Source organism: Brucella sp. HL-2 (genome assembly GCF_025846885.2).
Taxonomy (GTDB): Bacteria; Pseudomonadota; Alphaproteobacteria; order Rhizobiales; family Rhizobiaceae; genus Brucella; species Brucella quorumnocens.
On record NZ_JAOYTK010000014.1, the window covers coordinates 40325 to 53178 of the forward strand.

Genomic DNA, 12854 nt, shown 5'->3' on the forward strand with positions numbered 1-12854 from the left:
TTTCTCGAAAATATCAGACGAGTGCGTAAAGCGAAGCAATTGGAGAATGGCCGTGCTTTTGTAGAAAAGCATTCATTTTATCAAAATCAACATTCCCGTCAGCGGCATAATCAGCAGCATGGACCCCGCCCGAAATATAGAGCACATCCAAACCATAATCCGCCGCGCCCTTCACATCGGTCAATACACCGTCACCGATGCCGAGAATGCGTTTTCTGTCGACGGCATGTCCACGGACTTCCTCGACTGCTTTTGATGCGGCCTCATAGATTGGGCGATGCGGCTTGCCTGCGATCAGTGTGCGGCCGCCAAGCTGGCCAAAATCACGCGCAAGTGCACCTGCACACCAGATCAGACGCGGGCCACGTTCGACCATGATATCCGGGTTGGCACAGATGAATGGCAGATTGCGCGACCGCAGACGCTGCAACAGCTCAGTATAATTTTCCGGTGTTTCCGTTTCATCGTCATAAAGACCTGTACAGACAACGCCTGAAGCCTCAAACTCCTCGACCAGTTCCACATCAAGCCCATCATAAATGACGGTCTCACGTTCACTGCCGATATGGAAAATCTTGCGCGGCCCCTCGATGATGAGGTCACGCGTTACATCACCCGATGTGACGACACGATCATAAGCATCTTCGGGTACACCAAGCAGTGTCATTTGCGCGATCACACTCGGATATGGGCGCGGCGCATTGGTCACGAGGACAACCGTCAATCCCTTGGCACGTGCTCGCTTCAAAGCGGCGACGGCTGGAGCAAACGCAACCTCGCCATTGTGCAGAACACCCCAGACATCACAGAAGATCGCATCATATCCATCCGTCAGATCATCCAGGCGTTCAGGCAGCTTCATGGTTTTCCTCAGTATGCTTGTCCGGTCCAAGGACCGGAGAAATCGGGAGCCCGTATCATGCAACATCAGCGCAAATGACAGGCTTTAACGAGCGAGTGTCTGACACGCCCTGCGGTTTCCTCTACAAGAAGCAGCCCGATCTGTCACCCGGCTTGAGCCCCTCTGCGTCCAAATGAACGCATTGTGTCCGTCAGAAATCAACGGATCTTTCAGTCAGGCACCGTTAACCAAACAAGCCATTTCCTGAACATAACCCATCAAGGGCAGTTATTTTCCTGTTCGCCTTGTGGCTCAGCTGTATAGTCCCCACATCTCAGGAGCAGGTGCGCTCCGCCGTGCACGTGCCTATAAGCGGAATTTATCTTCCCAACTGTCAAAAAACGGCAACGATCCTTGACAAAGAATGGCCCCGCTTCTATCTCAGAGGCACGTTAGCACTCGGACATCTAGAGTGCTAACAGCGCGAACCGGTCGGTTCGCTTCATCAGGGTTCAACGTCTATAACACCAAGGGTTATACCATGGCTGATATTAAGTTCCGTCCGCTTCACGACCGCGTAGTCGTTCGTCGCGTAGAATCGGAAGCAAAGACTGCTGGCGGCATCATCATCCCTGAAACCGCCAAGGAAAAGCCTCAGGAAGGCGAAATCGTCGCTGTTGGCACAGGCGCCCGCGACGAAGCTGGTAAGCTGATCGCTCTGGAAGTTAAGGCTGGCGACAAGGTTCTGTTCGGCAAGTGGTCGGGCACCGAAGTCAAGATCGGCGGCGAAGACCTGCTGATCATGAAGGAATCCGACATTTTGGGTATCGTCGGCTAATACCTTCGTTTAACCGGCGGACTAGCCGGTAAATAATTCATTCATCACCATAATCTGACCGGGATATTCCCAGGAGAGTAAAATGGCTGCTAAAGAAGTAAAATTCGGTCGCAATGCGCGCGAAAAGATGCTGCGCGGCGTCGATATCCTCGCTGACGCTGTAAAGGTAACGCTCGGCCCTAAGGGTCGTAACGTTGTTATCGACAAGTCCTTCGGCGCTCCACGCATCACCAAAGATGGTGTATCGGTTGCCAAGGAAATCGAACTGGAAGACAAGTTCGAAAACATGGGCGCACAGATGCTACGCGAAGTGGCTTCGAAGACCAACGACACTGCCGGTGACGGCACGACAACCGCGACCGTTCTTGGTCAGGCCATCGTTCAGGAAGGTGCCAAGGCTGTTGCTGCTGGCATGAATCCGATGGATCTGAAGCGTGGTATCGACCTCGCAGTTACTGAAGTTGTTGGCGAATTGCTCAAGAAGGCAAAGAAGATCAACACTTCGGAAGAAGTTGCTCAGGTTGGCACGATCTCCGCTAACGGCGAAGCCGAAATCGGCAAGATGATTGCTGAAGCGATGCAGAAAGTCGGCAACGAAGGCGTCATCACGGTTGAAGAAGCCAAGACCGCTGAAACCGAACTCGAAGTCGTTGAAGGCATGCAGTTCGACCGCGGCTACCTGTCGCCATACTTCGTCACCAACCCTGACAAGATGGTTGCTGATCTCGAAGACGCATACATCCTTCTGCACGAAAAGAAGCTCTCGAACCTGCAGGCTCTTCTGCCAGTTCTCGAAGCTGTCGTTCAGACTTCCAAGCCACTCATCATCGTTGCTGAAGACGTCGAAGGCGAAGCTCTTGCTACCCTCGTTGTCAACAAGCTGCGTGGCGGCCTGAAGATTGCTGCTGTTAAGGCTCCTGGCTTCGGTGATCGCCGCAAGGCAATGCTCGAAGACATCGCGATCCTCACCGGCGGTCAGGTCATCTCCGAAGACCTCGGCATCAAGCTCGAAAGCGTTACGCTCGACATGCTCGGCCGCGCCAAGAAGGTTTCGATCAACAAGGAAACCACTACCATCGTTGATGGCGCTGGCAAGAAGGCTGAGATCGACGCACGCGTTGGCCAGATCAAGCAGCAGATCGAAGAAACCTCTTCCGACTACGACCGCGAAAAGCTGCAGGAACGTCTTGCTAAGCTTGCTGGCGGCGTTGCAGTTATCCGCGTTGGCGGTGCAACGGAAATCGAAGTTAAGGAAAAGAAGGATCGCGTTGACGATGCTCTGAACGCAACCCGCGCTGCGGTTGAAGAAGGCATTGTTGCAGGCGGCGGTACCGCTTTGCTCCGCGCTTCGGTCAAGATCACCGTCAAGGGCATCAATTCCGACCAGGAAGCTGGCATCAACATCGTTCGTCGCGCTCTGCAGGCTCCGGCTCGTCAGATCACGACCAATGCTGGTGAAGAAGCTTCGGTTATCGTAGGCAAGATCCTCGAAAACTCCTCGGAAACCTTCGGCTACAACACTGCAAACGGTGAATATGGCGATCTGATCGCACTCGGCATCGTTGACCCAGTTAAGGTTGTCCGTACCGCTCTGCAGAATGCAGCTTCAATTGCTGGCCTGCTGATCACCACGGAAGCCATGATTGCTGAACTTCCTAAGAAGGATTCGGCTCCAGCTGGCATGCCTGGCGGCATGGGCGGCATGGGCGGCATGGATTTCTAAGAAATCCATAAAGCGCGCCCATGGTACAAAGCCTGCGCCGCAGAGCGGTGCGGGTTGCGGCATGGACTTCTAAGAAGTCTAAAAGCCAAAACTATCTAGAAAAGGCGGCCTCTGTCCGCCTTTTTTACGTCGTGTAACTCTTTGTGATTTATGGAAAATTTACCTATCGCAAGCTTTATTATGTTGCCCGCATGTATTTTAGCATTTTCTGATTTACTTTCGGCGACTTTCATGGTCAATCGCTAACGATACGAGATGGACTTCCTGTTTGCCCCCGCACTTTGGAAGTCCTGTCTCAGGCAACAGGAAGGGCAGGCGCAAGCCTGCCTTTCCACTTTTTAGCGACCAATCTTTTATTCCGCTGCATCCGCGTGCGCAACGTCGCTGCCAGACAGGCGTGCATCGTAGCGCGCACGCGCCATCATGACCTGTGCCTCATTGGCAATTGCCCATTCTCCCAAACCACGAACCGGCTTGAGCAGATCGCGGCCCAACTCCGTCAGTTCATATTCCACCTTCGGCGGGATGGTTGGAAACACCGTCCGCGATACAAATCCATCGCGCTCTAGATTACGTAACGTGGTGGTCAGCATTTTCTGTGAAATACCATCGACTGTGCGGCGAATTTCATTAAACCGCATCGGACGATTGCCGAGATAGCTGACGATCAGAACTGACCATTTATCGCCGACACGGGACAGAATATCCGTCACTGCTTTGCAAGCGCTGGTTTCCTTGAAGTCACCGGGTTTCATAAAAGTGCCTCCTTGCGCGATATTGATAGTCACTTGTATAGCGTTAGTCTCTATTGGTTACCACTCAAAAAGGAAATATCCATGAGTAAGCTAAAAGTGGCCGTGATCGTCGGCAGCACCCGCGAACAGCGTTTCTCGCCAGTATCAGCGGAATGGATCGCAAAGGTTGCGGCAGAACGCCCGGAGTTTGACGTCGAAATACTGGACCTTGCTGATTACCCGATGGGTTTTTATGGCGACACGACCACCACAACCGCACAGGCTGAGACCGCCGACAAGTGGAAAACCAAGCTTCGCGAGTTCGACGCTTACATCCTCACCGCCGCTGAATACAACCACGCTCCCACGGCCGTTTTAAAGAACGCGATCGACTACGGTGACTGGATCCAGAAGCCGATGGGTTTTGTAGGCCACGGCGGCGTCGGCGGTGCGCGTGCTGTCGAACAGTTGCGTATGATCGCCGTTGAAATGTCATCCATGTCGGTTAAAACCGGCGTACATATCCTGTTCCCGGATTACCTGGCAGTCGTCAAAAAAGAAAACACGCTGGATGATTTCCCCCACCTCGCAGAAGCTGCAAAAAACATGCTGGATCAGCTTGCATGGTGGGGCCACGCCCTGAAGGCAGCTCGCGCAGGCTGATTAACCCCATGAAAAGCCGGGTAATGGCTCTATGAGTTGCATAACCCGGCCATAACCCAGCTTGCCGCAAAGCTTTTTCGCACTATGATTATCAGAACCACAATTGGGATGGATAATCATATGCGTAAGGAATTACCGATAGCGACCGCTCCAAAAGACGGACGGAAAGTCACTGTGGTCTGGATCGATGATGACGATCAACGCAATGAATCGGTTGGCCAGTATCGTTCGCTCGATAAGCTTCAGGCTGGCGGCGGCGACTGGGATGAAACAGACACTGGCTGGTGGATTTTCACCGACAGCAAAACCCAGCAAAAGGTCGAGCCGACCGCGTGGATTTCCGAAACCGATGACGGCGATGACGACAACGAGGATAACTGAGCACCAGTGCCTCAAGACGATCAATAAAATTTGACTTTTATAGTCATATTTTATCAAATGCTTGAGACTAAAGCTGTGCCATGCAAGCATTCCCGTGGCCAATAATCCACCAATGCTGTTATTCTCGATTCTACAGGCGGGCATTTCACCCGCCTGAAACAAGCCGGAGACTGAAAATGACCGCCACGCGTACCGAAACAGATACTTTCGGACCGATTGATGTTGCCGCCGACCGTTATTGGGGTGCGCAGACGCAGCGCTCGCTGCATAATTTCAAGATCGGGGGCGAGCGCATGCCTCTGCCGCTCGTACATGCATTGGGCGTGGTCAAGCGCGCAGCCGCTGAAACCAATATCGCGTTGGGCAAGCTCGATCCGGTTCTCGGTCAGGTGATTGCTGTTGCGGCATCCGAAGTCATCGAAGGCAAACTGGACGATCATTTTCCGCTTGTCGTCTGGCAGACGGGTTCCGGCACGCAGTCGAACATGAATGCCAATGAAGTCATTTCGAACCGCGCTATCGAGCTTCTTGGCGGTGAACTCGGCTCCAAAAAGCCGGTCCATCCGAATGACCACGTCAATATGAGCCAGTCGTCAAACGACAGCTTCCCAACCGCAATTCACATTGCGACCGCCGTTGAAGCGGTAAATCGTCTTTATCCGGCACTGACACATCTCACCAAAGCGCTCAAAGCCAAGGAGGAAGCGTTCAAGGACATCATCAAGATCGGCCGCACGCATACGCAGGATGCGACACCGGTTACGCTCGGTCAGGAGTTTTCCGGCTATCGCGCAGCACTCGAATATGCCCGCCACCGCATCGAACAGTCACTCGCAGACGTGTTCCTGCTGGCGCAGGGGGGGACGGCTGTCGGCACTGGGCTTAATGCACCTAAGGGCTTTGACACGGGCTTTGCCGATGCAGTGAGCGAAATCACAGGTCTTAGCTTCAAGACAGCACCAAACAAGTTTGAAGCCCTGGCCAGCCACGGCGCCCTTACAAACTTCCACGGCAGCCTCAATGCGCTCGCTGCTGATCTGTTCAAGATTGCCAACGATATCCGCTTCCTGGGTTCGGGTCCTCGCTCCGGTCTTGGTGAACTATCGTTGCCGGAAAATGAGCCCGGCTCATCAATCATGCCCGGCAAGGTCAACCCGACACAGGCCGAAGCTTTGACGATGGTCGCAACGCAAGTTTTTGGCAACCAGACGACAGTTACAGTTGCGGCAAGTCAGGGCCACTTCGAGCTCAATGTTTTCAAGCCGGTCATCGCTTATAATGTGCTGCAGTCGATCCGTATCCTGAGCGATGCCATGGTTTCATTTGCCGACCATTGCGTTGAAGGCATTGAAGCGAATGAAGATCGTATCAAGGATCTTCTCGAACGCTCGCTGATGCTCGTAACAGCGCTGGCTCCAGCTATCGGCTATGACAATGCGGCGAAGATCGCCAAGACCGCACACAAGAACGGGACAACTTTGCGGGAAGAAGCGTTGAAGAGCGGTCACGTCTCCGAAGAAGACTACGACCGCTTGGTACGCGCGGAAAAAATGATCGCACCGGAGTGATTGTGCATATGCGGTGAACAAACTGTCGAGGAATATCTATCTTTCCTTGACAGTGTGGAGTAGGTATTTGATTGCTCAGTTTAATTGGAGATACCCCTGATGCCCTCTATCACTCCTCAGAGCAACGGCCTGGCCACGCTCGTCGCACGCGTCTTTCTTTCGATCCTGTTCATTCTCGCTGGGTTCAGCAAGCTGACTGCAATTTCCGGTACAGCTGGCTACTTCGCCGGTCTCGGCCTGCCGGTCCCAACTGTGACTGCCGTTCTGGTTGGTCTGGTTGAGTTTGTTGGTGGCCTCGCCATTCTGGTTGGTTTCCAGACCCGTATTGCTGCCGCAATCGTGGCTCTCTTCACCATCGGTGCAACCCTTGTTGCCCACATGAACTTCGCTGAAGGCATGAACGCGATGATGGCACAGAAAAACCTCGCCATTGCCGGCGGTCTGATCCTTCTGGCGCTTCAGGGTGCGGGTTCGATTTCGATCGATGCAAAGCGCGGCTGATCGAGCTTCGATATACATTTTGAAAAAGCCGCGCCTCAACAGCGCGGCTTTTTAGTATTCGCTTTATTAATACACAGAACTGTTACTTTGAACGCGCAATGATTGCATCCTTCGATCTTGTAAGATAATGCAGCCGCCTATTTTCATTTTGGAAAGACATATCGTCCTCCCAGACGTGTCTCATAACTTAGCTTGTAGAGAAAAAATGGCCGTTTCACCCGCAACGAATAGTCAGCTTCGTGCTGATGCCCATTCGGGCAAAAATTACAATTTTGCGCTCGCCAGCCTCACCATGCTCTTCTTCATGTGGGGCTTCATCACCTGTCTCAACGACATTCTGATCCCGCATCTCAAGGGCGTCTTTCAGCTCAACTATTTCCAGTCGATGCTGATCCAGTTCTGCTTCTTCGGCGCTTATTTCATCGTCTCGCTGCCAGCCGGTGCGCTTGTAAAGCGGATTTCCTATAAGTGGGGCATTGTAACCGGTCTGGTCGTAGCTGCTATCGGCTGCGCATTGTTCATTCCAGCTGCATCTTATCGCGTCTACGCGCTCTTTCTCGGGGCGCTTTTCGTTCTGGCTTCGGGCGTCACAATCCTTCAGGTCGCAGCAAATCCATACGTCACGGTTTTGGGCACTTCGGAAACCGCAGCGAGCCGTTTGACACTTACTCAGGCTTTCAACTCGCTTGGAACAACAGTTGCACCACTCTTTGGCGCATTCCTCATTCTTTCTGCTGCCACAACCGACGCTGCAAATTCCGCTGAAGCAGATGCGGTTCAGTTCCCTTACCTACTGCTGGCACTGGCTTTCGCCGTTCTCGCAGTGGTGTTCGCGATCCTGAAATTGCCAGATGTTCAGGAAGAAGAAACTGCCGTATCGAGCAAAGAAGAAGGCTCCGCCTGGCAATATCGCCATCTGGTGCTCGGCGCGGTCGGCCTGTTCGTCTATGTGGGCGCGGAAGTCAGCATCGGCAGCTTCCTCGTCAACTTCCTGAGCGATCCTTCAATCGCAGGACTGACTGAAGCCGATGCCGCACATCACGTTACCTATTTCTGGGGCGGCGCAATGGTCGGACGGTTCATCGGCTCCGTTGCAATGCGCTATATTGATGACGGCAAGGCGCTTGCCTTCAATGCAGCAATCGCAATTGTTCTGCTGCTCATCACGGTCGCTACCACAGGCCATGTTGCCATGTGGTCGGTACTTGCTATCGGCCTGTTCAACTCGATCATGTTCCCAACGATCTTCAGCCTCGCGCTGCATGGTCTTGGCAAACACACCAGCCAGGGCTCCGGCATTCTGTGTCTGGCCATTGTTGGCGGCGCGATTATCCCGCTCATTCAGGGCGCATTGGCCGATACTGTTGGCATTCATCTGGCATTCCTGATGCCAATCGTCTGCTACATTTATATCGCCTACTACGGTCTGATTGGCAGCAAGCCAAAGATCTAAACAAAGAAATCCGGTCTGAATTTCAGACCGGATTTTTTAATTCAATTCAGTATTTATCAGCCGGCAAGCCCCTTGCGAATACGCGCAACGACTTCCGCAACCCGTGTATTTGTCACACTGCCACGGGCAGATACAAGACAGGCCTGCGAGCGCAGGATGATACCGTCTTCGAGAACCTTCAGATGATTAGCCGTCAACGTCGAACCGGTTGAAGTAATGTCGACGATCATATCAGCAGAACCTGCTGCTGGCGCACCTTCAGTTGCTCCAAGGCTTTCGACAATGCGATAAACCTGAATACCGTGCTTTTGCGAAAAGAACTGCTGCGTCAGGCGCCAGTATTTGGTTGCAATACGCAAACGGCGTCCATGACGCTGACGGAAATCGGCAGCCACGTCATCAAGATCCGCCATAGTCGTCACATCGCGCCAGACTGCCGGCACTGCAACCACAACATCGGCATGACCAAAGCCAAGCTCCGCTTCAATCGCGACGCGCTCATCAGCATGAGCCAGCGTCTCACGAACAAGGTCTTCACCCGTTACGCCAAGATCGACGCTGCCATAACCCAGTTCACGCGCAATTTCTGATGCCGACAGGAACAGAATGTCGATGTCATTCTCGCCTTCAACGCGCGCGCGATAATTGCGCGAATCGTCTGGCAGAACGACCTTGTATCCCGCCTTTTCCAGAACTGCGAGCGTCTGCTCCTTCAACCGTCCCTTGGAAGGAAGTGCCAATGTCACAGTCATGATTGTTCTCCACTCAGCGCCTGAAGCCGGTCGAGCCAGATGGAAAAGCCAACCCCGGGGATATTTTCGGATGCGCCAAGCATCGTCAGCAGACGGTCGTAACGACCGCCACCCGCCAGAACCATATCCTTGTCGCTGCCCGCCTGACGGATTTCGTAGACAAGGCCGGTGTAATAATCGAGCGGACGACCAAAAGACGCGTCATAAACGATGTCTTCCGCCGAAATACCGGCTGCAATAATTGCGTCGGTACGGGCTTCAAATTTTTGCAGAACGGCATTCAAATCAAGCGCATTATCGGCAGCGAAAGCCCGCAACGTGATGCTAGCAGCTTCCAGCGAAACACGCGTTGCGAGGAACCGCTTCAACACTTCAAGGGCCGAGGATGGAAACCGCGTTGCAGCCAGATCTTCTTTCTCGATCAGGCGGCGCGCAATTTCGGCAGGCGTGCGGCCTGCTCCCGGTGAAACGCCAGCTTCCAGCATTTCGGCTTCCAGCATGCGCGCAAGCCCTGCCTCATCACCTTCGGCGACAAGGCCCGCGAGCTGTTCAGGCAGCGGATCATTGCGCTGTTCGCCGGTCAGTTCGGCAAAAGCTGCTTCCATGGTATGTTCGTCGCCAAAAGCACGCAGCAATTTCTTGCGCCATCCCTGTGGCAAACCAAGCGCTTTGAGCATGCCTGCAAAAACGGCTTGATCACCCAGAACGATTTCAAGCTTCACGTCCACGGCAGTAGACTTCACACATGCAAGCGCATCGCCAATCGAACGTGCATCCGATGCAGCCTCATCGGCAGCACCGAGATCTTCAATGCCTGCCTGTAGAAATTCAGCAGCGCCATCACGACGCTGACGGAAAACCTCGCCGACATAGGCATAACGCTTAGGTGTTGCGGCATTGAGCGCGATGTGATTGCGGCAGACCGGAATGGTGAATTCCGGGCGCAGGCAAAGGCTATCGCCATTCTCGTTTTCGGTTAGGAAGATACGGCGGCGCAAATCCTCGCCCGCCATATCCAGAAACGGATCGGCTAGCTGGATCAGCGGAATATCAACAAGCTCCGCTTCGCTGGCATCAAGTTGACCACGAAGCGTGGCGAAGATCGGTGATGTGCGTGATCCAGTCATCGTCCCGTCACTTTGTCTGCTGTGCGCGATCGCGAGCCTGCGCTGCAAGGATTTCGCGAACTGCTTCAACGATACTGTCTTCCTTGACCGTGACCTGCGCGGGGCGGCTCTCGCGCCAAGTCGCGTTGTCCTCGATTTCAGCAGAGATACGCTTGCCTTCAATCAGATCCTTGATCTGAACTTCGCCTGCTTCACGCTCCTGCGAGCCCTGAATGATCACGCATGGCGCATCGCGACGATCCGCATATTTCATCTGCGCTTTCATGCCGGAACCACCGACATACATTTCAGCGCGAATGCCAGACTGACGCAAATCGGAAACCATCTTCTGATAGCGGCCGAGGCTTGCGGCGTCCTTGTCCATGACCAGCACGACGACCGGGCCAACCACGTCAGAAACATCAAGTTTGCCGAGGTTCTTCAACGCAGTCATCAGGCGCGAAACGCCAATCGAGAAGCCGGTTGCCGGAACAGGTTCGCCACGGAAACGCGACACCAGACCATCATAACGACCGCCACCGCCAACTGAACCGAACACAACCTTCTGGCCGTCTTCGTTGGTCACATCAAACAGAAGTTCGGCTTCAAAGACAGGACCGGTATAATATTCAAGACCGCGAACCACGGATGGATCGACCTTCACGCGGCCTTCATAACCGCCAGCGTCGAACAGTGCTTCCATATCGGCAAGCTCCTGAACACCTTCTTCGCCCTTGGCGTTACCTGCAACAACTGCCCGCAAATTGGCAATAGTTTCGGCACCACTTGCACCACCCGCAGCGGTGAAGGCCAGAACCTTTTCCACGGCTGCATCGTCGAGCAACGCGCCCTTGGTGAAATCGCCGCTCTCATCGAGACGGCCCTTACCGAGCAAAAGGCGCACGCCTTCCGCACCAAACTTGTCCAGCTTGTCGATGGCGCGCAGAACATTGAGACGCTTGCCTGCATTCTCATCGCCTGCAAGGCCAATCGCTTCGAGAACACCGTCAAGAACCTTACGGTTGTTGACGCGGATCACGTAATCGCCGCGCTGAATGCCAAGGCGTTCAACCGTATCAGCCATCATCATGCACATTTCGGCATCAGCCGAGACATTCGGGGCACCGACGGTGTCGGCATCGAACTGCATGAACTGGCGGAAACGACCCGGACCCGGCTTTTCATTGCGGAAAACCCAGCCATTGCGATAGCTGCGATAAGGCTTGGGCAGGCTTTCATAATTCTCAGCCACAAAGCGCGCAAGCGGTGCGGTCAGATCATAGCGCAGCGACAACCACTGCTCATCATCGTCCTGAAACGAGAACACGCCTTCATTCGGACGATCCTGATCCGGCAGGAACTTTCCAAGCGCGTCGGTATATTCAACGAGCGGCGTTTCGACCGGCTCAAACCCATAAAGGTCGTAGACCTCACGGATGGTTGCCGTCATCTTTTCGGTGGCGCGCAGATCATCTGGCACCCGATCGACAAACCCGCGCGGCAACCGCGCCTTCATCTTGTCCGCTTTATCGGCCATTTTTCCTGCCTGATCGCTGATTTTGTTCATGTTACGCCAGTAAGAACCGGCAAATCTGTTGCCGGTTTCCTAACGCATCAAACAGGGTGCGGCAAGTGCAGGAAGAGCTTTAAAAACCGATCCTCAGCGCGCGGCAATGGCAACAGCCACGCCAGCCATCATTCCAGCGCATGTGCGATTGGCAATCTTTACCAAGCGTGGTGTACGCAAAAAGCGGCGCGCCTGCACCGCGAGCAGCACCCAAGCGTAATAAACAACAGCAAGAACCATGAACATGACCAGCAGCAATTCGCCCCAACCAAGGATCGAAACACCTGTGAGATCAATCACAGTCGGCAGGATGGCGACATAGAAAACCATGATCTTTGGATTGCCAAGCGTGATTGCCAGTGCGCTCAGAAAAAGCCCGCCAGCCTCATTGCGACGCGGGATGATCGCTTCATTGGTAAGATCACCAACCGGCGCAAACCACATTCTCCATGCCAGATATACCAGATAAACAAGGCCACCATATTTGAGCACGAGGAAGACAGTGTGAAAATGCTGCGCCAGTGTAGAAAGTCCCCAAACAGCCAGAGACAGCCAGACGGCATCACCGATCCAGAGACCAAACATGAATGGAAAAACGCCTTTATGGCCACGGCTGATGACACGAGCGACCAACGCGCCAATATTCGGACCCGGCGTACCAGCTGCAACCATCAGAATTCCGGCAAAGACTGCAAGCGACGTCAGATCCATTTTCGCACTCCCAGAA

At 53.8% G+C, this 12854-nt stretch carries 13 protein-coding genes; 7 read left to right on the plus strand and 6 right to left on the minus strand.

Features of this window, described 5'->3' with window-relative positions:
* Positions 1-13: 13 nt before the first annotated feature.
* Positions 14-862 (minus strand): TIGR01459 family HAD-type hydrolase, encoded by an 849-nt coding sequence (locus tag OIV19_RS15480; protein WP_151090981.1) that lies wholly within the window; start codon positions 860-862, stop codon positions 14-16.
* A 520-nt stretch (positions 863-1382) separates the two neighbouring features.
* Here OIV19_RS15480 and groES point away from each other — a divergent pair.
* Together groES and groL are read left to right on the plus strand one after the other, a co-directional pair.
* Complete coding sequence (gene groES, locus OIV19_RS15485; protein WP_151090983.1) at positions 1383-1679, plus strand: co-chaperone GroES; 297 nt, start codon at positions 1383-1385, stop codon at positions 1677-1679.
* Positions 1680-1761: 82 nt separating this feature from the next.
* On the plus strand, positions 1762-3402 hold the full coding sequence (groL, locus tag OIV19_RS15490; RefSeq protein WP_095444884.1) for a chaperonin GroEL: 1641 nt from the start codon (positions 1762-1764) through the stop codon (positions 3400-3402).
* 353 nt (positions 3403-3755) lie between these two features.
* On the opposite strand, the gene OIV19_RS15495 is transcribed toward groL, so the two are convergent.
* Positions 3756-4157 (minus strand): winged helix-turn-helix transcriptional regulator, encoded by a 402-nt coding sequence (locus tag OIV19_RS15495; protein ID WP_151090985.1) that lies wholly within the window; start codon positions 4155-4157, stop codon positions 3756-3758.
* Between the two features lie 81 nt (positions 4158-4238).
* On the opposite strand from OIV19_RS15495, the gene OIV19_RS15500 reads away from it, so the two are divergent.
* The 5 genes from OIV19_RS15500 (at position 4239) to OIV19_RS15520 (ending at position 8702) form a co-directional block, all read left to right on the plus strand.
* On the plus strand, positions 4239-4799 hold the full coding sequence (locus tag OIV19_RS15500; RefSeq protein ID WP_151090987.1) for an NADPH-dependent FMN reductase: 561 nt from the start codon (positions 4239-4241) through the stop codon (positions 4797-4799).
* A gap of 120 nt (positions 4800-4919) precedes the next feature.
* Positions 4920-5180, plus strand: coding sequence for a hypothetical protein (locus OIV19_RS15505; protein WP_151090989.1), 261 nt, complete (start codon positions 4920-4922; stop codon positions 5178-5180).
* 176 nt (positions 5181-5356) lie between these two features.
* The gene (fumC, locus tag OIV19_RS15510; protein WP_264232186.1) at positions 5357-6748 is read left to right on the plus strand and encodes a class II fumarate hydratase; all 1392 of its coding nucleotides are present in this window, start codon (positions 5357-5359) and stop codon (positions 6746-6748) included.
* A 99-nt stretch (positions 6749-6847) separates the two neighbouring features.
* Entirely contained in the window at positions 6848-7249 is a 402-nt protein-coding gene (locus OIV19_RS15515) for a DoxX family protein (protein WP_264232187.1), read from the plus strand.
* Between the two features lie 205 nt (positions 7250-7454).
* On the plus strand, positions 7455-8702 hold the full coding sequence (locus tag OIV19_RS15520) for a sugar MFS transporter (protein WP_151090993.1): 1248 nt from the start codon (positions 7455-7457) through the stop codon (positions 8700-8702).
* 56 nt (positions 8703-8758) lie between these two features.
* Here OIV19_RS15520 and hisG read toward each other — a convergent pair whose 3' ends face one another.
* From hisG to OIV19_RS15540, 4 genes are all read right to left on the minus strand, one after another.
* Positions 8759-9454: an ATP phosphoribosyltransferase gene (hisG, locus tag OIV19_RS15525; RefSeq protein WP_151090995.1), complete on the minus strand. Its 696-nt coding sequence runs from the start codon at positions 9452-9454 to the stop codon at positions 8759-8761.
* A complete protein-coding gene (locus tag OIV19_RS15530; protein ID WP_264232188.1) occupies positions 9451-10581 on the minus strand; it encodes an ATP phosphoribosyltransferase regulatory subunit in 1131 nt (376 codons plus the stop codon). Before OIV19_RS15530 ends, hisG begins: the two co-directional genes overlap by 4 nt.
* 7 nt (positions 10582-10588) lie before the next feature.
* Positions 10589-12097 carry a histidine--tRNA ligase gene (hisS, locus tag OIV19_RS15535; RefSeq protein ID WP_264232217.1) on the minus strand — a complete coding sequence of 503 codons (1509 nt, stop codon included), beginning with the start codon at positions 12095-12097 and terminating at the stop codon, positions 10589-10591.
* Positions 12098-12220: 123 nt separating this feature from the next.
* Positions 12221-12838 carry a LysE family translocator gene (locus OIV19_RS15540; protein ID WP_264232189.1) on the minus strand — a complete coding sequence of 206 codons (618 nt, stop codon included), beginning with the start codon at positions 12836-12838 and terminating at the stop codon, positions 12221-12223.
* Positions 12839-12854 lie beyond the last annotated feature (16 nt).